The organism is Bifidobacterium saimiriisciurei, from assembly GCF_010667655.1.
Classification (GTDB): Bacteria; Actinomycetota; Actinomycetes; order Actinomycetales; family Bifidobacteriaceae; genus Galliscardovia; species Galliscardovia saimiriisciurei.
The window spans coordinates 20,118-43,699 of record NZ_WHZU01000001.1 but is presented as its reverse complement, the minus strand read 5'-3'; the positions used below and the strand labels follow the sequence as shown (position 1 = coordinate 43,699).

The following is a 23,582-nucleotide window of genomic DNA, read 5'->3' as shown; positions in this document are numbered from 1 at the left end:
AATCAGTTATAATGTCAATATACATTGAAATTTGAGGCGTGTCTTAAGGTTTACAGCATGGTTTTAACGTTTTCCTAAAAACTGTATAACGACACGTTTGCGAAAGACGGCGCAGATAAGGAGCGAACCGTAGAATGACCAATGACCACAACCGTTTCGACCGATATTGAGCACCATGAACAGCCGAAAGACCATCACCATCAAGGAAGTAGCCAAAGTGGCGGGAGTCTCCGTCACGACCGTGTCGCGCTATCTCAACGGCAATCTCGGCAAGATGAGCGTCGCCACCCAGCAGAAGATCCAGCAGGTGATACAGGACCTCAACTATCGGCCGTCCGCCGCGGCGAAGAACATGCGGTCGGACAGCACACACATCATCGGCGTCATCGTCGGCGACATCTCGAACGTCTTCGCGTCCATGCTGTTCACCGGCATGTACAAGGCGCTGCAGCCGCAGAACTACAGCGTGATGCTCCTCAACGCCAACGACGGCGCGGACGAGGAGCGAGAATGCGTGGAGAAGCTGCTGCAGCAGAACGTAGACGGGCTGATCATCCAGCCGAGCCGCAGCAATTTCGAGGACTACTACCCCATCGTCAACGCACGCACGCCGCTCGCGTTCGTCGACCGATACGTGGACGCGACGCCGCCGTCGGTGATCCACGTGACGTCGGACAACTACGAGGCCAGCCAGCGCATGTGCGAGGAGCTGGCAGGCAAGGGATACCGGCATATCGTCGTGGTGAACATCACGACCGTGGGCACCTCGGCGCAGATCCCGCGACTGCACGCCATCACCGAGGCCGCGCGTCGGCTCGGGCTGCGCCTGTCGGTACTTGACCTCGCCGGCGGGGACAATGCCTGGCTGACCGACACGCTGCGGGTCATCAGCGCGAACAGCGCACAGGAGCGGACCGCCGTGGTCTCGCTGATGGGACCGCTGCTGCTGCGCGTGCTCGCCGCGGCACGAGAACTCGGCATGGATTTCCCCCGCGACATGGGGCTGCTGAGCTTCGACGACTGGGAATGGGGGGAATACGTCGGCCACGGCATCGACCTGATTCTCCAGGACCCGGAAACCATCGGCCGCAAGGCCGGGGAGGCGCTGCTCGCCACGATCCGCAAGCAGCCGCCCGTCAGCAACGAGATCGTCGTCCCCACGAAGCGGGTCCTCGGCCACTCGCTGTAATCACATGCGCAAATGGCCGAAATCCGCGATTCACGGTGCTTTCGGGTCGCTTTCAACGAGGAAAGCGACCCTTTGGCACCGCAGATCGCGGATTTCGGCCATTACGGACCGCATTACGACCCATCAGCCATCTCAGCGGTCCTACGACTCAACGGACCGACGGCTCAGACGACCTTGCGCTCGAACGGATCGGAGCTGATGCCCTTGGCGAGGATGTCCTTGCACCATTCCTTCGCCGTGAACAGGCTGTGGTCGCGGTAGTTGCCGCAGCTCTCGATGGTGGTGGCGGGCACGTCGTCCCACGTGGCCTTGTACGCGATGAACTCCAGCGACTCCTTGAGCGCCTTGGCCACGTCCTCGGTGGAGTGCTCGCCCCAGGTGAGCAGATGGAAGCCAGTGCGGCAGCCGAACGGCGAGCAGTCGATGTAGCCGGGGATGCGCTCGCGCAGCAGCACGGCGATGGTGTGCTCGATGGTGTGCAGGCCGCCGGTCGGGATGGCGTTCTCGTTCGGCTGCACCAGGCGCAGGTCGTAGTTGGAGATCACGTCGCCGTGGGGGCCGGTCTCCGTGTCGATGTAGCGCACGTACGGCGCCTTGACCTTGGTGTGATCCAACTGGAAGCTTTCGACGACCGGCTTGTCTGCCATGATGTCCTCCTTGAAAGACGGGATGCATACTCGCATGCCGGTAACGCATGCGACCGCTATCTACTGTCGTCGCAAAACCGTCAATCGTCAACCGCATGGTCGCCGTCATGTCATAGTTGTCGTCTATCGCCGGCCATCATGGCCGGTTATCGGACGGCCGGCACCACGGTCGCCAAATTGCGACGTGCCGGCCGGCGGCGCTATCGCCGGTCGTTGCGCTGATAGGCCAGTCGTTCGGCGTCGCCCTCGCGCCGCACCAGCGTGATCACTCCGCAGCGTGTGAAACCGCTGGATTCCAGCACATGCTGCATGCCGTGGTTGTTGCGGTGGGTGTCCATGCGCACGTTGCCGTAGTGCTTCACGGCCCAGTTCAGGCAGTCGCGGCCGGCATGGCCTCCAAGGCCCGACGCGGCCACGCGATGCACGGCCATGTAGTCGTCGTCATCCAGCCACGCGCCGTCGATCTCGGCGTACGACGGGTCGGGGCCGGGGCACAGCACGAATACGGCGAGCGCCCGCTCCGCGCCGGGGTTGCCGTCGTCGTCCGTTCCGGCGTGGTCGACGAGCAGACGCGTGCGCCCTTCGGCGATGTCGGCGCGGACGGTGGATTCCAGCGGGAACCGGTCGGCCCATTGCGTGGGGTTGCCGTTTTCGGCCATGAGCTTTCGCGCGCGGGCGTACATCGTCTGGATGACGTCGAAGTCGGCGGCGGTCGCCGTACGGACGATGCGGGTGGTGGACGGAGTGGAATCGGATGTCACGATGGTCCTTTCGTCTGGGTTGATGGATTGGCAGTATTCTCGGCTCCCCTCATGATTGAGGGGAGCTGGCCGCCAAAGGCGGTCTGAGGGGAGTTGAAACATCCGACCACACGCCCCCTCAGTCGGCCGCACCGACAGCTCCCCTCGCTGAGGGAAGCCATTGCATGAGGCATCCGTAGCGCCGTCATCCCGGGCAGAGCAATCGGCAGAGAGGCAGATAGGCGATACCTAAGCGAGGAAGTCGCGGATGACGGGGAGGAAACGATCGCCGTAGAGCTCGAGCTTGTGCTGGCCGACGCCGTTGACCTCGAGGAATTCGTCGTCATCGGTCGGCTTGAGCTCGCACATGCTGCGCAATGATTTGTCGGAGAACACGATGTACGGCGGCTTGCCGATCTCGCGCGCGATCTCGGTGCGCAGCTCGCGCAACCGGTCGAACAGTTCGGCGTCGGTTCCGGAAAGCTCCTCGGGAACGGCGGAGCGTGTGCCGCGCGACGGGCCGGACGAACCGCCGTATGATGATTCGCCGTCCCGGCCGGCGGGACGTTCCACCTGCTTGATGACCATGTGGAAGTCGTTGCGCACGGTCTGCGCGGCACGCGTTCCGAATGTGATGGTCTGGTATTTGCCGTCCTCCACGGCAAGATAGCCGTCCGACGTCATCTGCGATATGACGTCGCGGATGCGCGCCGCCGGCACGTCGCGAAGGCTGCCGTACGTGGGCGCGGAGTCGAGATGCCGCCAGTCGTGCATCTCCTGCGCGTCGGAGCCGCGCAGTATCTGGGTGAGCTTGCCGGCGCCGAGATTGCGCGGCCGGCCGTTCTCGCCGAGGCCGAGGAGCACCTGCACGTCATGCACGCATCGGCTTACGGCCACGGCGATCTTCGTCACGTCGACGGTCTCGAACTCGCTGTCGCAGTTGGAGCAGCCGGAGCATGGCGTATCGTCGGTCTCGCCGAAATACGACGTGATGTATCTATGCAGGCAGTCGGTGGTGCGGCAGTAGCCGATCATGCCGTCGAGCAGCACGCGTCGGCGGTTTCGTATGATTTCGGCCTCGTCGGCGCTGAGGCGTTCGTTGTCGCTGCCCATCTCGATGAAACGGCGTCGGGTGGTGATGTCGCCGTCGCTCCACAGCAGGGTGCATCGGGCGGGTTCGCCGTCTCGCCCGGCACGGCCGGCCTCCTGATAGTAGGCTTCGATGCTGTCGGGCATGTTGTGGTGGACGACGTAGCGCACGTTGGATTTGTCGATGCCCATGCCGAATGCGTTGGTGGCGACGACGACATGCGCATCGTCGTTGACGAAGTCGCGTTGCGCCCGGCTGCGTTCGTCGGCCGGCAGCCCCGCGTGGTAGCAGACGGCGGCGATGCCGCGGCCGCGCAGGTCGTCGGCGAGCGCTTCGGTCTCCTTGCGCGTGGCACAGTAGATGATGCCGGATTCATCGGGCCGGGCGGTCACGTATCGTTCTATCCATTGGCGTTTGGCGGTGGGCGTGGCCTTGATGACGTCGAAGTACAGGTTGGTGCGGTCGAAGCCGGTGACGCTGACCTGGGGATTGCGGAGCCCGACGAGGTTCACGATGTCGTGGCGCACGCGTTCGGTGGCGGTCGCGGTGAACGCGGCGATGACGGGACGGTATGGCAGGCCGGCGCTGAAGTCGCCGATGCCGAGGTAGGCGGGGCGGAAGTCCTGCCCCCATTGGGAGACGCAGTGGGCCTCGTCGATGGCAAGCAGGGCGATGCGGTTCCGGGCGGCGAAATTCGTGAACTGCTGGGTGCCGAGGCGTTCGGGCGCCACGTAGACGGCGTCGCATCGTCCGGAGGCGGCTTCGGCGAGCGCGGCGGACTGCTCTTCGAGGCTTTGCGTGGAGTTGACGTAGACGGCGTGGATGCCGTTGTCCTCGAGTCCGGCGACCTGGTCGGCCATGAGCGACACCAGCGGCGAGACGACGACGGTGAGACCGCCGAGCAGTACGGCGGGTATCTGGTAGCAGATGGATTTGCCGGCGCCGGTGGGCATGACGCCGAGTGCGTCGCGGCCCTGCAGAATCGCTTCGATCAGCGGCTCCTGACCGGGTCGGAACCCGTCGTAGCCGAAGTAGTGCTTGAGCGCCGCCCGCGCATCGTTCATGTCTGCCATGCTCCCGAGTCTATGGCCGGGCGGCGAAAACCCGACGCGCCGGTCAGCGCACGGCAAGACGGATGTTCTCACGCAGGGAGTCGATGCCGGCGGCCCTGGTGGTGGAGCTGATGATGGCGGCCATGAATTCGATGGATTCCTTCCGCCCGTTTCTGAACCAGTCGCGAATCACGTTCATGACGCCGCCGAGGATGTAGTCGAACTGGTAGTCGCGCACCATCCGCGCGTGTTCGATGTCCACGTCGTCCGCGCCTTCCAACGCCGCCGAAACGGGGTCGAGCGCATCATTGCAGATGTCGCGGATACTGTCGGCAAAGTCATTGAACAACGCATTGCCGAAGGACGACATAAGCACGGAGAACAGCCCGTCATGCTCGTCGATGTAGGTGAGCGCGGCGACGGCGAACGGTCGGTACTCCCCCGCGATCATCTCCTGCGCGTGGTTCTCGACGACGTCGCGGAACTGTTGCACGGCATCGTCCTCGATCCGGCCGAGCAGCTCCTGCACGTTGTTGTAGTGCGCATAGAAGGTCACGCGGTTCACGTCGGCACGGTCGGCCAGCTCGGTCACGGTGATGGATTCCACCGGCTTGGTGCGCATGAGCTCGATGAGCGCGTCCGCCAGGCGGGCGCGGGTGCGTCGCACCCGTCGGTCGCCGTTCGGTTTCGTCGTGCGCACTGCCGTCTTCGTCATTGTCGATGCTCCTGACCGTTGTTGAAGGACCGTCCCGTAGGAAAAACGATATGTATTGTATATCGATTTTTCCTTACGATTGATTATTACACTACACTTGTAGTATAACTTATATCCGTAAGTTTTCGCTGCGACGACCATACGTCGCGCAAGCCGCAGGACATCAACGAGATTCACCGAGGGACAATGAAACACGTATTCCAGGTATTCGCGCGCGACATCCGCCGCATACTCGCCGTGCCCATGGCCGTGATCACGGTGCTGGGCATCTGCACGATTCCCGCGTTGTACTCCTGGTTCAACGTCGCCGCGTTCTGGAACCCGTACGACAACACCGGAGCGCTGCGCGTGGCCGTGGTCAACGAGGACAGGGGCGCGAAGGACGAGACCATGGGCGAGCTGAACATCGGCGACCAGGTGGAGACGTCGCTGCACGACAATCATCAGCTCGACTGGACGTTCATGGAGCGCGAGCAGGCGCTTGACGAGGTACGCGCCGGCAGAAGCTACGCGGCCATCATCATCCCTAGGGATTTCTCGGCCGACCTCATGACCATCGCCACCGGCGACTTTCATCAGCCGAAGATCGACTACTACGCCAACGAGAAGACCAGCCCCATCACGCCGCGCATCACCGACACCGGCGCCGGCACATTGGAACGACAGATCAACAGCCAGTTCCTCTCCACGGTGAGTAAAACGGCGGCCGAAGCCATGGCCAAGGCCGCGAACACGACCTCGGCCCATGCCGATGCGGCGCACCGCGAGACGTCGAACGGCGTGAACAAGGCGCTGGACGGCATCGACGACGCCGAGACCAAGCTTGATTCGCTCATCGCCGCCGTGGACGACGGGTCCGCGAAGGTCGCCGAGGCACGGAAGGCATTGAACGGCATCTCCGGCAAGGCCGCGAAGGCACAGAACACGCTGGACTCGGGCATCGCGTCGCTGAGCGACGCACAGAACGGGCTGACCTCGCTCAGCTCCGGGCTGGCGGTGAAATCGGCAAGCGCCTCGGCGGCGCTGTCCACAGGATCGCAGAATGCGAACTCGTTCATCGGCAAGGCGTCCGGCAGCGTGCTCGGCGCCAAGGAACGGGCCGATTCCGCGGTGGACTCCGCGCAGGATGCGGTGGATGCGAACGCCGCCATCGTCGACGCGCTGAAGGATTCGGAGTTCGCCGGCACGGACTCCGGCAAGGCGCTCATCACCCAGCTGGAGCAGCGCAATCAGGAAAGCCGGAAGGCCCTGGACGCCCTGCGCACGGCCGGCACGAACGTCGGCGACAGCGCCACCGCCATCGCCGGCGCCGCCAACGACATCGACGCGGCCAATCAGAACACCATCGCCGCACTGCAGAACACCCAGTCGACGCTCGGCGGCACCACGACCTCCGGTCTCAACAGCGCGCTCGGCTCGTTCTCCGCGAGCGCGACCACGCTTTCGGGAACGCTCGCCAAGGTCGGGCCGGCCGTGGACGAGGCGGATACGGCGCTCAATCAGCTCAGCACCACGCTCGCCAAGACGTCGAAGGCTCTCAAGGGCTCGAAGCAGTCCCTGGCCGCGACCCGCACCACGTTGAACGACATCGGCTCCGACATGAACGCCGCGTCCAGCGCCGGCACGTTCGACAGGCTTCGGTCGGCGCTCGGCGCCTCGTCCGACGAGGTGGCCTCGTTCGTGGCCTCCCCCACCGCACTGGAGACCCATACCGTGTATGCGCTGAACTCCTATGGTTCGGCCGTGGCTCCGATGTTCACGAATCTGGCGTTGTGGATCGGCGCGTTCACGCTGGCGATGATGGTGCATCTCGAGGTCGACGACGAAGGCATCCCCGGACTGACCTCGAGCCAGAAGTATCTGGGACGCTGGCTGCTGCTGGCCGTATTGTCCTGCGTGCAGGCGCTCATCACGACCACCGGCAATCTCGTCATCGGCGTGCAGTCGGCGAATGTGCCGGCGCTGTATCTGACGACGATGTTCATCGGCGTGGTGTACGTCTCCATCATCTACGCGATGTGCATATCGTTCGCCCATGTGGGCCGAGGCCTCACCGTGCTGCTGACCGTGCTGCAGGTGCCGGGCTCGTCGGGCATGTATCCGATAGAGATGATGCCGAAGGAGTTCCAGCGCATCTACCCGTTCCTGCCGATCACCCACGGCAACAACGCGTTGCGCGAGACGATCGGCGGGTTCTACGGCGACCACTACTGGCGGTATCTCACGACGCTGACGCTGTTCGCGGCCGTGGCGTTCGTGGTCGGCATGACGTTGCGCCCGTATCTCAACAATCTCAACACGATGGTCTCCCGGCGGTTCGCGGCCACGGACCTGCTGGCCGCGGAGAAGCCGGTGGCCATGAGGAACCGGTACCGGCTCGACCAGATGCTGCGCGCGCTGAGCGATTCCGAGGAGTTCCACGCGGGCATCATGCGACGGGCGGCGATGTTCGAACGATGGTATCCGCGGCTCAAGCGCGGGGCGCTGGTCGCCGGCATCATCCTGCCTATAGGGCTGACGGCGTTCTCGCTGACCACCGGCGAGAAGATAGGCATCCTGATGGCCTGGGTCATCTGGATCGTGGCCATCATCACGTTCCTCATCGGCATCGAATTCATCTACGACGGCATCCAACGACAGATTCGATTGGGGAACATGGACGGCGATGAGCTGCGCAACGTCTACCGCGAACAGCGTCTGCACAAGAAACCGTTGAATCCGCTGAGCATATTGGACGCCGGCGAGCGCGGAGGCAGGACGCCGAAGCATTCGGCGGCTGCCGGTACAGCACGAAAGGAGGCGTGACGCCATGACTGCACGAAAGACACCGGTCATGACGGCGATCACGACGACGATCGCACGGAAGTTCAGGAACGTCGGCCGCATCGTCGCAGGCGACGTGCGGCGGATCACGTCGAACGTCACGGCCGTGACCCTGGTCATCGGCCTGGTGGCCATGCCATCGCTGTTCGCGTGGTTCAATGTGGCGGCCAATTGGGATCCGTTCGGCAGCACGGGCGAGCTCAAGGTCGCCGTGGCGAACAACGATGCCGGCTACCGCAGCGACCTCGTGCCGGTGAAGGTGAACGTGGGCGAGAACGTCGTCTCGGCGCTGCGCGCCAACGACCAGCTCGACTGGGTGTTCACCGATGAGCGGGACGCCGTCGACGGCACCGAATCCGGCGAATACTATGCCGCCGTGGTGATTCCCAAAACGTTCAGCCGTGACATGATGACGCTGTTCTCCGCCGACACCCGGCAGGCGAAGATCGCCTACTACACGAACGAGAAGAAGAACCCGCTCGCCCCGAAGGTGACCGGACAGGGCGCCGACGCGGTCACGGCGCAGGTGAACGACACGTTCAACACGACCATCTCCAGTGCGGGCCTGACCATCGCCTCACAGCTCGCGGAGTCCCTGGACAGCGATTCGGCGCAGACGCTCATCGGCAATCTCAACGCGAACATCGACCGTACCTCCAAGCAATTCGACCTCGCCGCCGACAACCTCGACCAGTACGGCGACGTGCTGGATTCGGCGCAGACGCTGGTCGCCACTTCGGCGGGGCTTGTGGGCAAGGCGGGCGGCAGCGCGGCGGACGCGCGCAAGGCCACCGACCAGGCGAAGCAGGGTGTGGCCACGGTCGCCGCCACCCTGGATTCCTCGGCCGATACGGTCGGCGATGCGCTCGACGCCAGCGCGAACAGCTATCAGGCCGCCGAGGCGAGCCTCGACAAGGTGTTCGACGCCGTGGGCACGCAGGGCGCCGACTCGGCCAAGCAGCTGCGCGCCGTGGCCACGAAGATCGGCGACCAGGTCACCGCATATCAGGACCTTCGCGGCAAGCTCGCGGCGCTGACCCCGACCACCGACGAGGGCACGCGGCTGCAGCAGTCGCTGCTCGGCGATATGGACGAGGCGATCGCCAAGCAGACCGCCGTGCGCGATTCGCTGAACTCCGCGGCCGACGGCATCGACAAAGGGCTGACCGACGGCGACCGGAAGCGGGAGGAGGCCAAGACCAAGGCCGAGGAGGCACGCAAGACCATGGCGCAGGTGAGCGACGACTTCGACAAGGGGCTCAAGACGAAGCTCGCCGCCATGTCGTCGGCCGCGTCGGACGCGTACACGGAGACGGTCGAGGCGACCTCACGGCTGGAGACCATGTCGTCGGAGCTTTCCGGATCGGCGGATTCCATCGCCGCGAGCATGGCCGGCGCGCATACCGACATCGCCGCCACGGCGAAATCCCTGCGCGCCTCGGCGAACAGGCTCAGCGACCTGCACGGCAAAATCGCCAAGGCGCTGAACAGCGGCGACCTGAAGACCGTGCGCAAGATACTGGGCGACGACCCCGAGGCCCTGGCCACGTCGCTGGTCTCGCCGGTCGGGCTCAACCGCAACGCGGTCTACAAGGCCGACAACTTCGGTTCGTCCATGGCGCCGATGTATACGACGCTGGGACTGTGGATGGGCGCGCTGCTGCTGTCGCTGGCCATACTCGTGCAGGTGTCGGGAGAGCGCAAGGCCGCGCTGGAACGGCCGACGCCCGGTGAGATGTTCCTCGGCCGCTTCGGCATCTATGCGATTCTGGCGCTGCTGCAGAGCACGGTCATGTGTCTGGGCGAGCTCGTGTATCTGCGCGTGCAGTGCGACGATCCGTGGCTGTTCATGCTGGGAGGCTGGGCGACGTCGCTGACGTTCGCATTCATCGTCTACACGATGGCGGCCGCGTTCGGCGCGCCCGGCAAGGCGTTGTGCGTGCTCGTCATGGTGATGCAGATCACCGGCGCCGGCGGCTCGTTCCCGGTCGCGGTGCTGCCGGACTTCTTCCAGGCGGTGCATCCGTTCCTGCCGGCCACGCACGCCATCGACATGTTCCGCGCCGCCGTCTTCGGTGTCTACCGGAACGACTACTGGATTGCCATGGGCCGTCTGGCGGTGTTCATACTGCCGATGCTGCTGCTTGGTCTGGTGCTGCGCCGCCCGCTCATGCGGCTCACCGCCAAATCGGAGGCCAATCTGCGGCGCACCAAGGTGCTGGGATAGCGGCTGGGATAGCGGGCTCCCCGTTCACTCTTTTCCAAACCCCGCGAAGAGCGAACGGATCGTTGTTCGCAAAACGCCAAAGCGCACATGCTCAACCTGCAAAACGGCTGAGCATGTGCGCTTTTGGACACCTGCGGATTCACTCTTTCCCATCCCCTGAAAAGAGTGAATCCACAAGACCTTACTTCGCGCGTTCGAGGGCCTGGTCGAGGTCGGCGATCAGGTCGTCGACGTTCTCGATGCCCACGGAGAGGCGGATGAGGTTGTCGGGCACCTGCAGCGTGGTGCCGGCCACGGAGGCGTGGGTCATGGCGGCCGGGTGCTCGATGAGCGATTCCACGCCGCCGAGCGATTCGGCCAGCGTGAAGATCTCGGTGGATTCGGCGAACTTCAGCGCCGCGTCACGACCGCCGGCGAGCTGCACGGAGACCACGCCGCCGAAGCCGCCGTGCATCTGACGGACGGCGATGTCGTGGCCCGGATGCGATTCGAGGCCCGGGTACAGCACCTTCTCCACCTCGGGCAGGCCGGCGAGGTGCTCGGCCACGGCGAGCGCGTTGGCGCTGTGGCGCTTCACGCGCAGCTCGAGGGTCTTGAGGCCTCGGGTCTGCAGCCAGGAGTCGAACGGGGCGGGCACGGCGCCGGCGGAGTTCTGCAGGAAGGCCACGGCGTCGCGCGTCTCCTCGTCGTTGGTGACGATGGCGCCGCCGACCACGTCGGAGTGGCCGCCGATGTACTTCGTGGTGGAGTAGACCACATGATCGGCGCCGAGTTCGAGCGGGTGCTGGAGCACCGGCGAGGCGAACGTGTTGTCGACGACCACCTTGGTGCCGTGCTCGTGGGCGAGCGCGGAGACGGCCTCCACGTCGGTGATGCGCAGCATCGGGTTCGACGGGGTCTCCACCCAGATGTAGGCGTAGTCGTTGGCGGCAAGCGCCTCCTTGACGGCGTCGACGTTCGAGATGTCGACCACGTCGAGGCCGACGCCCCACGGCACGAACACCTTGCTCAGCAGTCGGTAGGTGCCGCCGTACACGTCGTCGCCGAGCAGGATGCGGTCGCCGGGCTTCAGGGTGGAGCGCAGCAGCACGTCGATGGCGGCAAGGCCCGAGGAGAACGCGAGCGCGTACCTGCCGCCCTCGATGGCGGCGAGCTGGGTGTCGAACGAGTCGCGGGTCGGGTTGCCGGAACGCGTGTAGTCGTAGCCCTTACGCAGGTTGCCGACGCCGTCCTGCTTGTAGGTGGACGTCAGGTACAGCGGCGGGACGACGGCGCCGGTGGTGGCGTCGGGCTCCTGGCCGGCGTGGATGGCGCGGGTGGCGAGCTGGGTGGCGGTGAAGTCAATGGTCATGGGGATGTTTCCTTTATATCTGTAGTTGTGGTTGGTTATCTATTTTGCTGTTTACGGTTTGCGTGATGTCAGCCAGGTGTGCCGGTCGGACGATGTCCATTCCGCGACACACTCAAGGCCGTTCGGCCGCCACTCCGGTGTCTGCTTGGCGGAGCCTAGCAGACACCTTCGTTAGCTTACGGTCGCGGAACAGACATCGTCCTCCCTGCGCGAGGGATACAATCTCCTTCACCGTCAGTCCTGGGAGGGAGAGGTCGCGGGAATGGAGCTGGGACGGGAGGTGCGCCTGACGACGTCCTCGAAGCCGTTGTCGATCATCCACTGGTCATTGAAGATCTTGCCGAGGTAGCTGCGTCCCGAGTCGGGCAGCAGCACCACGACGACCGCGTCCTTGCCGAGCTTGTGCTCCTTGGCGTACTTGATTGCGGAGACGACCGCCATACCGGAGGAACCGCCGACGAGCAGCCCCTCTTCGGCGGCGAGGCGGCGGGTCATCTCGAATGCCTCGGCGTCGTTGACCTGCACGACCTCGTCGACGACGCTCGGGTCGTATGCCTTGGGATAGAAGTCCTCGCCCACGCCTTCGATCTTGTACTGGTGGACCTCGTCGGGGCTGGAGGCCGAGTAGATGGAGCCTTCCGGGTCGGAGCCGACCACGGTCACGGCGCCGTCGGAGACCTCCTTGAGGTACTTGCCGGCGCCGGAGATGGTGCCGCCGGTGCCGATGCCGGCCACGTAGTGCGTGACCGTATGGTCGGTCTGCTCCCAGATCTCGGGACCGGTGGTGTAGTAGTGGCTCAAGGGTCCGTTGGGGTTGTCGTACTGGTTGGGCTTGAACGCGCCGGGGATCTCGCGGGCGAGACGGTCGGAGACGTCGTAATACGACCTTGGGTCGCCGGGGCCGGCGTCGGTGGGCGTGACGATGACTTCGGCGCCGTAGGCACGCAGCACTGCGCGCTTGTCTTCGGAGACCTTGTCGGGCAGGGTGAAAATCGCGTGGTAGCCGCGCTGCTGGGCGACGAGCGCGAGGCCGACGCCGGTGTTGCCGCTGGTGGGCTCGACGATGGTGCCGCCGGGCTTGAGCTGGCCGGATTTCTCGGCCGCGTCGATGATGCGCGCGGCTATGCGGTCCTTGGATGAGCCGCCGGGGTTCATGTATTCCACCTTGACCGCGATGGTGGCGTCGATGCCTTCGGTCACGCGGTTGAGCTTGACGAGCGGGGTGTTACCGACGAGTTCGGTGATGGAGTTGGCGATGGTCATGTCTCATATCCCTTCGAAGTGCTGGGTTCCAAGTACTGCTTGCGTTCGTTGCGTTGCGTTCGTGGCCAGCCGCCGCCCCTTCGGCGCTGGTGCAATGCGGTACTGGAATGAGACGATACCGGATGCCGGTTTCCGTTCGGTTGAGATTTCCCGTGAATCCCGTGGTGTCGTTATAGATAAATCCGCTAGCCTGTTCGAGATTGCCGAATCCGTATGGTTTTCGCCGTTTCACGGGAAACTTTCGTCAATCGGATATGACAGGACCGTGAGGATTTTCGTTTGGGATTCCAGGAAGAAGAATCGTCCTATTTCCAGTTATGCGTCACTGACCAGCGCCCGCACGATTCGCGCGACCAATGCGCGGATGCCTCGTGCCTCGGGGCGGCGGCTAGCGACAACAACAGGAAATGAACGTCATGGCTCAAACAGTAGCACACGCAATCGCGCCGGCGTGTCGAAACATCACGTTTCAACCCCGCCGGCGCGGTTCGTCCGCTGTCTTCGCCGTCTTTTGCGTGGGACTTGCACCACACATGACCGATAGTCGTCGGCACGTCGATGGACGGCGGCGCATATCGACGAAAATGCGGCATCGTCCATGAGAATCGGATGGTTTTTCATGGACGACGGCGATTTTTCGGGAAAATACACCGCCGTCCATCGGAAATTCATGAATCGGAAATCATCATCGTTGGAATCATGCGGTTTTCAGGGAATCGAATTCCGAATCATGATGGACGACGATGCATTTTCGTGGTTTTGCGGCGTCGTCCATCGGAAACGACGGGATTCCCGTGGACGACGACACAGTTTCGTGGGTTTTGCATCGTCGTCCATCAACATCGGCGGGATTCATGGACGGCGATGCGTTTTGGTGGATTATGCGGCGTCGTTCATCGGCGAGGCGTCGTCCTCCGCGATCTCGCCGCTGGCGAGCTTGGCTTCGAGTTCCTCGACGATCCGCGCGTGCATTTTTTCGTCAATCTTCACGGTGAACATGAAGACGAGCAGGCTGGCGACGATGAGCGCGAGCGGCGTATAGAAGGCGAACATCTTGAAGGTGCGGATGTTGGCGGCGGTCATGTCGGCCGCGGTGGCGGTGCCGACCATGCCGGCGGCCACGGCGATGAATCCGACGATGCCGTTGGAGAACGCACCGGCGATCTTGTCGAGCATCGGGCGCACGGAGAGGGTCACGGCCTCGTTGCGGCGGCCTGTCTTGAGCTGGCCGTATTCGATGGAGTCGGTGAGCGAGAGGATGGCGGTCATCTGGATGAACGTGCCGGGGATGTAGAACAGCACGAGCGCGATGATGACCATCGTGAGGCTCTGTGCGCCGATGATGAACATGACGTAGCCGGCGATCATGAACACCATGCCTGCAAGATACAGGTAGCGGCGCGGAATGTAGCGGTTGAGGACCGGGTAGAGCGGCGCGGCGACGAGTCCGGTGATGATGGGGATGACGCCGGCGATGGAGAATGCGGCCGGCTGGCCGAGCACGAATTTGAACAGGTAGAGCAGCACGCCGGTGGTGGCCACGTTGGCGATGGCGTACAGCAGGTAGCTCAGCGCCACCCACAGCAGCTGGTCGTTCCTGGCGAGCGCGGCGAATGCCTGCAGCGGGCTGCCGTTCTTCTGGGCCTTGGAACGCAGCGCGCTTTCGTTCTCCTTGGTGCCGAACGCCACGGTGAGCGCGGTGATGATGCCGAGCAGGGCCACGATGACGCCGAAGGCGGTCCAGCCGGCCTGGCTTTCGGCGTGGGAGCCGGTGAACACGTAGCTGAAGTAGGTGACGATGGGGATGACGACGACGGTGATGCCGTTGTAGCCGATGGAACCGGTGAACGAACCGAGCGCGGCGTAGACGCTGCGCTCGTGTGAATCCTCGGACAGGGCGGGGATCATGCCCCAGTAGGAGATGTCACGCAGCGAGTAAAGCACGTCGAGGACCACGAACACGACGACGAACAGCACGATGAACCACGTCTCGCTCACGTTGACGAGGTCGAACAGGCCGGTGTAGACGAGGGCGAGCAGCAGCGCGGAGACGCAGCCGCCGATGACCTGCCATGGGCGGAAGCGGCCGAACCGTGTGGTGGTGTTGTCGATGAGGTTGCCGAGCAGCGGGTCGAGGAAGATCTCGGCGATGCGGATGATGACGATGAGACCGGTGATGATGCCGATGAGCTTGGCGGCGAGCGCCTTGTCGACGCCGGCGAACATGGTGCTGGTCACGTAGACGACGAAGTAGGTGCTCAGGGCGTTGTAGAACGCGGCCTGACCGAGGTTGCCGACCGCGTAGCAGATGCGTCGGCCGATGTTTCGGGTCTTGGGTTGCGGCGAATCGGGTTGCGTCGACTTGGATTGGGCCGTTTGGGATTGCGTTGCCTGTTCCATGATTGCTCTTTTCGTTGGAGGCCATGGCGATGACGTCATGCTGGTTGTTGTGGGGAAAGGTGACGAGGAGGTCATTCGTTGACCCGACAGTCATGAAGTGTATTTCATTACTGATAAAAAGTAAAATTCATTACTTATTTCAGTAAATAACGGCGTGTCGGAAACAATCGAAATCAGCGATTCCAACGCGTCAAATACGAAGAATTTCAACACACATACAACGTCGCCACCACCAAAGCATCAATCTCCAAGCCGCCGCAAGCTTCAATACACCCGCACCGCAGTTGCAGCATCATGAAATCTACGCTATGGTTTTAGTAAAGAGTTTTACTAACTCTTACCTATTGCATTACTTAATGCGATTATCATTGGCAATGACGCGATGAGCATCAGGAAGGCGAAATCATGAGCACCACGGAATCCACCACCAAGTCCGGCACCGAATTACAGCAACATATCGTCATCGGCAAGGCCGCGGAGGCGTCGGCCGACTGGCTCACCGATCCGCAGGTGTTTGCGGTCAATCGCATGCCCGCCCACTCCGACCATCGTTTCTTCGACCACGCGCCGCTGCCGAACGAGTCGATGACTCTGAAGCAGAGCCTTGACGGCGAATGGCACGTGAACGTCATCGACGCCGCGACGGAGCGGTTCGACGTTGCCGACTCCCCCGCCTTCGCCGCCGTCGACTTCAATGACGAGGCCTTCGGCGCCATCGCCGTGCCGGGACATCTGGAGACGGCCGGATATCTGCCGCCGAAGTACGTGAACATCCAGTACCCGTGGGACGGCCACGAGAACCCGACAGCGCCTGCCGTGCCGGAACATAACCATGTGGCGCTGTATCGTCGCGAATTCATGACAGGTCCCGAGACCGCCGCGGCGATCCGCGGGCACCGCACGGTGACGCTTACGTTCCAGGGCGCGCAGACCGCAATCTACGTATGGCTGAACGGCACGTTCGTCGGCTACGCCGAGGACTCCTTCACCCCCAGCGAGTTCGACGTCTCCGACATGATCCGAGAAGGCCGCAACGTGCTGGCGGTGGCCTGCTACGAATACGCGAGCGCCAGCTGGCTGGAGGATCAGGACTATTGGCGTCTGCACGGCCTGTTCCGCAGCGTTGAGCTCACCGCATGGCCCGAGGCCCACGTCATGGACCTGCGTGCCGTCGCCGACTACGACCACACGACCGGGACGGGCTCGATCGACGTCGCCGCGCGGATCGCCAACGCCGCAGCGGTCGGGGACGGCCTCGCCGAAATCTTCGACGGCAACGGCACCGTCATCCGGAGGCAGGAGTTCACCGCCGCGGACATCATCGACGGCACACTGCACATCAGGGACGGCGTGGGCAAGGTCGCCCCGTGGAGCGCCGAGGATCCGAGGTTGTATACGCTTTCCCTCACGCTCAACGGTCCGTTGAACGATACGGTCGACGACATCATCGAAGTGTCGCGGACCCGCATCGGATTCCGCCGGTTCGCCATCGAAGACGGCCTCATGAAGCTCAATGGCAAACGCATCGTGTTCAAGGGCGTGGACCGTCACGAGTTCGACGCCCGCCGTGGCCGCGCCGTCACCGAGGAGGACATGCTATGGGACGTCCGCTTCCTCAAGCGGCATAATCTCAACGCCGTGCGCACATCGCACTATCCGAATCAGAGCCGCTGGTACGAGCTGTGCGACGAATACGGCATCTATCTCATCGACGAGACGAACATCGAGACGCATGGCACCTGGTCAGCCCCCGGCGATCAGGTGACGCCCGAGACCAATGTTCCGGGCAGCAAGCCGGAATGGGAAGGAGCCTGCCTCGATCGCGTGAACTCGATGATCCGCCGTGACTTCAACCATCCGAGCGTGGTCATCTGGTCGCTGGGCAACGAATCGTATGCCGGCGAGGTGTTCCAGGCCATGCACGACCTGGTGCATGAACTCGACGGCGTGCGACCGGTGCATTACGAGGGCGTGTATTGGAACCGTGAATTCGATGCGGCCTCCGACATCGAAAGCCGCATGTATGCCAAGCCGGCCGAAATCGAGGAATATCTTGCGAACGACCCGAAGAAGCCGTATATCTCCTGCGAATACATGCATGCGATGGGCAATTCCGTCGGCGGCATGCAGCTGTACACGGATTTGGAGCGTTATCCGCATTATCAGGGCGGATTCATCTGGGATTATATCGACCAGGCCCTGTGGCAGCGGCTCGGCGACGGAACGGAGCGTCTCACCTACGGCGGCGATTGGGATGACCGGCCGCACGACTACGAGTTCTCCGGCGACGGCATCGTGTTCGCCGACCGCACCGTCTCTCCCAAGGCGCAGGAGGTCAGGCAGCTGTATGCGAACGTGAAGATTGTGCCGGATGATTCGGGCGTGACGATCACGAACGGGAACCTGTTTATCGACACTTCCGATTCCGTGTTCACGGCCCGCCTGCTGGTGGACGGCGTCGAGCGCTGGAGTGCGGATTACGATTTCGTCGTGCCGGCCGGCGAAACCCGCCGATTCGACGTCGCGTTTCCCGACGCTGCGGAATATGCGAACGCGGCCGGCGGAAGCGTGGAGGTGACGTATGAGGTCGACCAGCGACTGCGCCATGCGACCCCATGGGCGGACGCCGGCTATGAGCTGACGTTCGGCCAGCATACGGCGGCAGTGGCGTCAGACGGCACGACTGGCGGCGATGGCATCGCGGACGCGGGCGCAACGAAGGCCGGCGGCAAGGCCGTGGTCGTCGACGGCCGCTGGAATCTCGGCATTCACGGCACCGGCACCGGCGCGGCAGGGGGCGCCGACTTCGAGGTGCTGCTTTCTCGCACGCAGGGCGGCATGGTGTCGTTGCGTCGGGGCGGCCGCGAAATGGTCATCCGTCGACCGGATATCGTCACGTTCCGCCCGTTGACCGACAACGACCGTGGCAATGGCAGCGGATTCGACCGGGCGCAGTGGTTCGGCGCGGGGCGTTACGCCCGTGTGGCCGATACGAGGTTCGAGACCTCGGAGCATGGCATCGCCGCCGAATACGCATACGAGCTGGCGGAGCCGAACCGCACCCGCGTGACCGTGCGCTACGAGGCGGACGCCAACGGCCGCGTGCATCTGACCGCCTCCTACCCCGGCGGCGTGGATGCGCCGACCCTGCCGGCGTTCGGCCTGGAGTGGATGCTGCCCGCACAGTACACGAACCTGCGGTTCTACGGCCTTGGACCGGACGAGACGTATCTCGACCGCAAGATCGGCGGCAAGCTGGGCGTCTATGAGACCACGGCGCCCGATTCCGCGGCGCCGTATCTGGTGCCGCAGGAGACCGGCAACCATGAGGACGTGCGTTGGTTGGAGGTCACCGATGAGTACGGCCACGGCATGAAGGTGAGCCGGTCGGGCTCCGACACGTTCTGCGCCAGCCTGCTCCCCTACTCCACGCTGATGCTCGAGGAGGCGCGTCATCAGGACGAGCTGCCCGCGCCGCGCCACACGTTCCTACGTCTGCTCGCCGCCCAGATGGGCGTCGGCGGTGACGACTCGTGGGGCGCGCCCGTGCACGACCGGTTCCAGCTCGACGCCGCCAAGCCGCTCACGCTCGACGTGGCCATCGAGCTGCTGTAGCAGGCGATCCGAGGGGGGCTGAGCACGACCCCGTAGCCAGCCTCTCCTCAGCCGACTACGCAGACGGCTCCCCTCGACAAGGGGAGCCGAACACCCTCACTTTCCGCCGCGTATGAAGCTGCCGCGTTCGACGAGCGTGGTGGAGAGCAGCATATGATGCCGTACCGTGCGTTTGCTGGCGATGGCGTCGGCGAGCGTATCAATGGCGGCGCGCACAAGTTCGCCCTGGTCGATGGCGTAGGTGCTCAATGCCGGTGACGTGTATTGAGAAATCGGCTGGTTGTTGATGCTGATGAGGCTCACGTCACGCGGCACCAGCACGCCGGCCGCGTTGAACGCCTGCAGCACGCCGACGGCGATGACGTCCGCCGCCACGATGAACACGTCGGGCATGGCTCCATGGCGCTCCTCGACGATGCGTTCGCCGAGCCGCTGCCCGCTCGACACATTGAACGGCCCGTCGATGTAGACGAGTCCCTCGGTGTCGAGGCCCAAACGTGTCGCCCAATTACGGAACGCCAGCAACCGCAGGTCCTCGGGATATTCATGCATGCCCATGATGCGGCCGGTTCCGCCGATATAGCCGATACGAGTCATGCCGGCGGCGACGCATTCGTCCAAGGCGTCAAGAATCGTCTGGGAAAGATCCGGCCGGACGGAGTCGAACAGATTGGGCGCGGGGTTCGTGTCGATGAACACGCCATAGGGCAGCACGTCGTGCAGACGGCGCAGGGCGCCGTTGTCGACGACCTCGGCGCCTATGGCGATGAACCCGTCATAATGCCCGCCCTCGGCGATGAGCCGCTCCACATCGGTGATGAACGTCACGTTCATATGGTGCCGTTCGGCGCTGGACCGCAGCACCTCACGCAGCTCGTTGAAGTAGGCGTCCTGCAAGTGGTCGCCGGGGTCGATGACGTCGAGCACGGCCACTTCGCGGGGCAACGCGATGCGCTTGGATTGCGTGGCATAGCCGAGTTCCTCGCTCACCTGGATGATGCGGCGTCGCGTCTCCTCCTTGATGGACAGCGTCGGGTCGCCGTTGAGCAGACGCGAGACCGTGGCCTGGGAGTATCCCGCCTTCCTGGCGATTTCCTTGATGGTGACCATGCCGCAGCTCCAATGCATATCGTTTAGTAAACAATTTACTAAACGAGTATAACGCACGGAATCATGAACGAACAGGAACCGTAACGACCACCCGGTTCCCGTCCGTCAAATACTTCACGACAAACAGGAATCCCGCCCAACGTTCGGTTCCCATTCGTTCGATGAGGCGCGACGAACAGGAACCGTAATGGTCACCTGATTCCCATCCGTTGTAGTTTCCACAACGAACGGGAATGCAACCCTTAAACGAAAACCGGAGGATGGAGTGCGTCTTGCAATTGCACACCCTAACGAGAAAGGGCCGATATGCGTTTCGCAACCGTAAGCTTGGGAGGCGAAGCCTCCCGGCCGAACGGCCTTGAGTGTGTCACGAAACGCATATCGGCCCTCGGAGTGCTATGCGGGGCGGATGACGAGCTCCTGGATCTTGCCGGCGTCGTCCACGTTCTCGATCTGCGCCAGCGCGTGGATGATGGTGCCGGCGTAGTTGGCGTAGAAGTTGACGGTGCGGCTGTTCACCACATGGGGGTCCTCCACGGAGAATCCGCCGATGACGAACTGGTTGTGGAAGTACATGTCGATGGCCTTGTCGCCAAAGAGGAACGTGTTCTCGCGCCCCACCAGCGACGGGCAGTAGTCGAACATGCGGCTGCGTTCGGCGAAGCAGGCGGAAAGCGCCTCGTAGTCCTTGTTCTGCAGCGCCTTGATGTAATCGTCGATAATCATAACGGTGTGTGCTCCTGTCTGGAAAGCTTAGCGAATCGTAATGCGCGAACGCGCGGGACCGGTCTTTAGTAGACCTTCTCGGAATGCAGCAGGGCGTCGGTGCCGCCGTCGGCGAAGAGCACCACGCCGTTGAGGCCGCGCGCCTCGGGGGATGCGACGAAGGCGATCACGTTGGCGACCTCCTCCGGGTCCATGAGCGGTTCGTCGCCGTAGTGGGTGGGAACCTGGATGGCCTCCATGGCCACGCGCTGCTCGGGCAGGAGATTGTCGGTCATGGCGGTGCGCACGTTGCCGGGGGCCACCGCGTTGAGGCGCACGCCGGAGGCGCCCCACTGGGCGCTCATGCGACGGGCCCAGCGGGCGAGCGCGTACTTGGTGGCCGCGTAGAAGGCGTGGCCGCCGGCGGGGTCGTAGTCCTTGACCAGGTTGACGATGCGCGCCTCGTCGGGGTTGTTGTTGAGCATACCGACGACGTCCATGCGGGCGTCGCCGTGTGCGATGGAGTTGGAGGAGGTCACGGTGCAGCTGCCGTGCTTCTTCTTCAGCAGGTCGAACACGCCTTCGGCCATCACGGTGGCGCCGAAGTAGTTCAGGGATACGATCAGCGGAATCGGCGCACGGCCTCCGGCGACGCCGGCGTTGCAGATCATGCCGTCGATGCCGTCGGGGTACTGCTCGTGCAGCGCGTTGAGCGCGAACTGGCGGCCTTCCTTGGTGGCGAGGTTCGCGCTGATGTCGCCGTCCTTCAAATCGATGTTGACGACCTCATGGCCGTGCTTCCTCAGAATCTCCGCGGTCTTGGCACCGATGCCGCTTGACGCGCCTGTGATGACATAAACGCCCATGTTTCCGTCCTTTCACCGATTCCGAATCCGCCACCATCATTGTGAATACCGATAAACGAAACCGAATAATGTTACTTTCCCCTCCGAAAGCGCCTCTGCCGGAAGGTAATCATCACTGTATATCGTTGCGGTTGGAAGGCGTCATCGGTTGCCAGCGTTTGCGGGAAAGTTGTTCACGGTCACATGCAGTCGCGCATCGCAGGAATGACGCGGACGCCGGGTGTGAGGAAGATTACATCGGCAATTGTTGGCATGAAGTGGCGGCATCGGCCCCGCGATCATTAGACTTGTATCGGCTTTGACGGGGACTTCCCGCAGAGACTGACGAACTGGCGGCCCACCGTAGGGTGATTTCGCCGTATCGTATGGAGGCAGCGTAATGAGCGCCAATCACAGCAGCGGCACCCGTCCGCGTCATATTCTTCTGGGCGTCACCGGCTCCATAGCCGCGTTCAAGGCGTGCCAGCTGGCATCGAACCTCACCAAGCACGGCCATGAGGTCCGTGTGATGATGACGGCCTCGGCCACGAAGTTCGTGGGCCCCGTCACCTTCGACTCCCTCACGCACACCGCCACGCGCACGGCCATGTTCCCGGCCGCCGAATACGCCACCTACACCGACGAGTTCGGCGAGGCGCGCGTGGGCGTCAGCCATATCGAGGACGCCAAGTGGGCCGATGTCGTGGTCATCGCGCCGGCCACGGCGAACGTCATCGCGAAGTTCGCGTCCGGCATCGCCGACGACTATCTGACGAGCACGACGCTCGCCGCCACCTGCCCGAAGCTGGTGTGCCCGGCGATGAACGTGCATATGTACGAGAACCCGGCCACGCAGCGCAACATCGCCGAATGCCGTGAGCTCGGCTTCCGTTTCGTCGACCCCACGTCGGGTCTGCTGGCCTGCCAGGACGTCGGCAAGGGACGTCTCGCCGAGCCGGAGGACATCGAGAAGGCCATCGACGCGCTGCTCGCCGAAAACGACGCCGCCACCGATGCGACGACGCCCGCTCCGGCCGCGACCGGTGATGGCCACGCCGATCAGCCGCTCAAGGGCCTGAACGTGCTGGTGACCGCCGGCCCCACGCAGGAGCCGCTCGACCCGGTGCGATACCTGACCAACCATTCCACCGGCAAGATGGGCTACGCCCTCGCCGCCGCCGCCCGCGATATGGGCGCGCATGTGACGCTGGTCTCCGGCCCCGTGAGCCTCGAGGCCCCCGAAGGCGTGGACGTGGTGGATGTGACGACCGCACGTGACATGTTCGCCGCCGTCAGCGAGCGCTTTGACGCCACCGACGTGACGGTGATGGCCGCCGCGGTCGGCGACTTCCGCGCCGAGACCGCCAGCCCGCAGAAGATCAAGAAGCATGGGCGCACCACCCTTACGCTGGAGCTCGTCTCGAACCCGGACATCCTCGCATGGGCCGGCGAGCACAAGCGCGACGACGGCTCGCAGGTGCTGTGCGGGTTCGCCATGGAGACCGAGCATCTGGTGGAGAACGCGGCGAAGAAGCTCGCCGAGAAGCACTGCGACATGCTGGTGGCCAACAACCTGCGCGACCCCGGCGCCGGATTCGCCACCGATACGAACGTGGTGACGATTCTCACCCCGCCCGACGACGTGGAGCACGACCACAGCATCGCCGACATCGAACGCATCGGCCAGATGCCCAAGACCGACCTGGCGAGGCTGATCCTCGGCCGGCTCGCCGCGCTGCGCAAGGCGGGCGTGCCGCAGGCGGCCTGACAGACGCGCGAAAGCACGGAATCATACGAATTCATACGAAGA

At 63.6% G+C, this 23,582-nt stretch carries 15 protein-coding genes; 5 read left to right on the top strand and 10 right to left on the bottom strand.

Going from position 1 to position 23,582, the window contains the following annotated elements:
• Positions 1 to 175: 175 nt before the first annotated feature.
• Entirely contained in the window at positions 176 to 1,189 is a 1,014-nt protein-coding gene (locus GFD18_RS00165; RefSeq protein WP_100509936.1) for a LacI family DNA-binding transcriptional regulator, read from the top strand.
• 164 nt (positions 1,190 to 1,353) lie between these two features.
• Here the strand turns inward: GFD18_RS00165 and GFD18_RS00160 are convergent, their stop codons facing one another.
• The 4 genes from GFD18_RS00160 to GFD18_RS00145 form a co-directional block, all read right to left on the bottom strand.
• The gene (locus GFD18_RS00160; protein ID WP_225432814.1) at positions 1,354 to 1,836 is read right to left on the bottom strand and encodes an S-ribosylhomocysteine lyase; all 483 of its coding nucleotides are present in this window, start codon (positions 1,834 to 1,836) and stop codon (positions 1,354 to 1,356) included.
• A gap of 200 nt (positions 1,837 to 2,036) precedes the next feature.
• A complete protein-coding gene (locus tag GFD18_RS00155) occupies positions 2,037 to 2,519 on the bottom strand; it encodes an N-acetyltransferase (protein WP_191997265.1) in 483 nt (160 codons plus the stop codon).
• A 306-nt stretch (positions 2,520 to 2,825) separates the two neighbouring features.
• Positions 2,826 to 4,739 carry a DNA helicase RecQ gene (gene recQ / locus GFD18_RS00150; RefSeq protein WP_163200101.1) on the bottom strand — a complete coding sequence of 638 codons (1,914 nt, stop codon included), beginning with the start codon at positions 4,737 to 4,739 and terminating at the stop codon, positions 2,826 to 2,828.
• A 43-nt stretch (positions 4,740 to 4,782) separates the two neighbouring features.
• Complete coding sequence (locus tag GFD18_RS00145; RefSeq protein ID WP_100509938.1) at positions 4,783 to 5,433, bottom strand: TetR/AcrR family transcriptional regulator; 651 nt, start codon at positions 5,431 to 5,433, stop codon at positions 4,783 to 4,785.
• A 186-nt stretch (positions 5,434 to 5,619) separates the two neighbouring features.
• Here GFD18_RS00145 and GFD18_RS00140 point away from each other — a divergent pair, with 186 nt between their 5' ends.
• Positions 5,620 to 8,238, top strand: coding sequence for a YhgE/Pip domain-containing protein (locus tag GFD18_RS00140; RefSeq protein ID WP_163200102.1), 2,619 nt, complete (start codon positions 5,620 to 5,622; stop codon positions 8,236 to 8,238).
• Between the two features lie 4 nt (positions 8,239 to 8,242).
• Positions 8,243 to 10,483, top strand: coding sequence for a YhgE/Pip domain-containing protein (locus tag GFD18_RS00135; RefSeq protein ID WP_163200103.1), 2,241 nt, complete (start codon positions 8,243 to 8,245; stop codon positions 10,481 to 10,483).
• A 181-nt stretch (positions 10,484 to 10,664) separates the two neighbouring features.
• Here GFD18_RS00135 and GFD18_RS00130 read toward each other — a convergent pair whose 3' ends face one another.
• From GFD18_RS00130 to GFD18_RS00120, 3 genes are all read right to left on the bottom strand, one after another.
• A complete protein-coding gene (locus tag GFD18_RS00130) occupies positions 10,665 to 11,834 on the bottom strand; it encodes a cystathionine gamma-synthase (protein ID WP_163200104.1) in 1,170 nt (389 codons plus the stop codon).
• A gap of 234 nt (positions 11,835 to 12,068) precedes the next feature.
• Positions 12,069 to 13,097, bottom strand: coding sequence for a pyridoxal-phosphate dependent enzyme (locus tag GFD18_RS00125; RefSeq protein WP_163200105.1), 1,029 nt, complete (start codon positions 13,095 to 13,097; stop codon positions 12,069 to 12,071).
• Positions 13,098 to 13,976: 879 nt separating this feature from the next.
• Entirely contained in the window at positions 13,977 to 15,497 is a 1,521-nt protein-coding gene (locus GFD18_RS00120) for a glycoside-pentoside-hexuronide (GPH):cation symporter (RefSeq protein WP_163200106.1), read from the bottom strand.
• Between the two features lie 405 nt (positions 15,498 to 15,902).
• On the opposite strand from GFD18_RS00120, the gene GFD18_RS00115 reads away from it, so the two are divergent.
• A complete protein-coding gene (locus GFD18_RS00115) occupies positions 15,903 to 19,112 on the top strand; it encodes a glycoside hydrolase family 2 TIM barrel-domain containing protein (RefSeq protein ID WP_163200107.1) in 3,210 nt (1,069 codons plus the stop codon).
• Between the two features lie 96 nt (positions 19,113 to 19,208).
• Here GFD18_RS00115 and GFD18_RS00110 read toward each other — a convergent pair whose 3' ends face one another.
• The 3 genes from GFD18_RS00110 to GFD18_RS00100 form a co-directional block, all read right to left on the bottom strand.
• Positions 19,209 to 20,222 carry a LacI family DNA-binding transcriptional regulator gene (locus tag GFD18_RS00110; RefSeq protein ID WP_163200108.1) on the bottom strand — a complete coding sequence of 338 codons (1,014 nt, stop codon included), beginning with the start codon at positions 20,220 to 20,222 and terminating at the stop codon, positions 19,209 to 19,211.
• A 396-nt stretch (positions 20,223 to 20,618) separates the two neighbouring features.
• Positions 20,619 to 20,948, bottom strand: a complete 330-nt coding sequence (locus GFD18_RS00105; RefSeq protein WP_163200109.1) for a hypothetical protein — start codon at positions 20,946 to 20,948, stop codon at positions 20,619 to 20,621.
• Between the two features lie 65 nt (positions 20,949 to 21,013).
• Positions 21,014 to 21,793 (bottom strand): SDR family oxidoreductase, encoded by a 780-nt coding sequence (locus tag GFD18_RS00100; protein WP_163200110.1) that lies wholly within the window; start codon positions 21,791 to 21,793, stop codon positions 21,014 to 21,016.
• A 379-nt stretch (positions 21,794 to 22,172) separates the two neighbouring features.
• On the opposite strand from GFD18_RS00100, the gene coaBC reads away from it, so the two are divergent.
• Positions 22,173 to 23,540 carry a bifunctional phosphopantothenoylcysteine decarboxylase/phosphopantothenate--cysteine ligase CoaBC gene (gene coaBC / locus GFD18_RS00095; RefSeq protein WP_163200111.1) on the top strand — a complete coding sequence of 456 codons (1,368 nt, stop codon included), beginning with the start codon at positions 22,173 to 22,175 and terminating at the stop codon, positions 23,538 to 23,540.
• Positions 23,541 to 23,582: the final 42 nt, after the last annotated feature.

Bases quoted from the DNA above. Each gene is read 5' to 3' on its own strand.
- GFD18_RS00165 (WP_100509936.1), top strand. From the start codon at position 176: ATGAACAGCCGAAAGACCATCACCATCAAGGAAGTAGCCAAAGTGGCG.
- GFD18_RS00160 (WP_225432814.1), bottom strand. From the start codon at position 1,836: ATGGCAGACAAGCCGGTCGTCGAAAGCTTCCAGTTGGATCACACCAAG.
- GFD18_RS00155 (WP_191997265.1), bottom strand. From the start codon at position 2,519: ATGTACGCCCGCGCGCGAAAGCTCATGGCCGAAAACGGCAACCCCACG.
- recQ (WP_163200101.1), bottom strand. From the start codon at position 4,739: ATGGCAGACATGAACGATGCGCGGGCGGCGCTCAAGCACTACTTCGGC.
- GFD18_RS00145 (WP_100509938.1), bottom strand. From the start codon at position 5,433: ATGACGAAGACGGCAGTGCGCACGACGAAACCGAACGGCGACCGACGG.
- GFD18_RS00140 (WP_163200102.1), top strand. From the start codon at position 5,620: ATGAAACACGTATTCCAGGTATTCGCGCGCGACATCCGCCGCATACTC.
- GFD18_RS00135 (WP_163200103.1), top strand. From the start codon at position 8,243: ATGACTGCACGAAAGACACCGGTCATGACGGCGATCACGACGACGATC.
- GFD18_RS00130 (WP_163200104.1), bottom strand. From the start codon at position 11,834: ATGACCATTGACTTCACCGCCACCCAGCTCGCCACCCGCGCCATCCAC.
- GFD18_RS00125 (WP_163200105.1), bottom strand. From the start codon at position 13,097: ATGACCATCGCCAACTCCATCACCGAACTCGTCGGTAACACCCCGCTC.
- GFD18_RS00120 (WP_163200106.1), bottom strand. From the start codon at position 15,497: ATGGAACAGGCAACGCAATCCCAAACGGCCCAATCCAAGTCGACGCAA.
- GFD18_RS00115 (WP_163200107.1), top strand. From the start codon at position 15,903: ATGAGCACCACGGAATCCACCACCAAGTCCGGCACCGAATTACAGCAA.
- GFD18_RS00110 (WP_163200108.1), bottom strand. From the start codon at position 20,222: ATGGTCACCATCAAGGAAATCGCCAGGAAGGCGGGATACTCCCAGGCC.
- GFD18_RS00105 (WP_163200109.1), bottom strand. From the start codon at position 20,948: ATGATTATCGACGATTACATCAAGGCGCTGCAGAACAAGGACTACGAG.
- GFD18_RS00100 (WP_163200110.1), bottom strand. From the start codon at position 21,793: ATGGGCGTTTATGTCATCACAGGCGCGTCAAGCGGCATCGGTGCCAAG.
- coaBC (WP_163200111.1), top strand. From the start codon at position 22,173: ATGAGCGCCAATCACAGCAGCGGCACCCGTCCGCGTCATATTCTTCTG.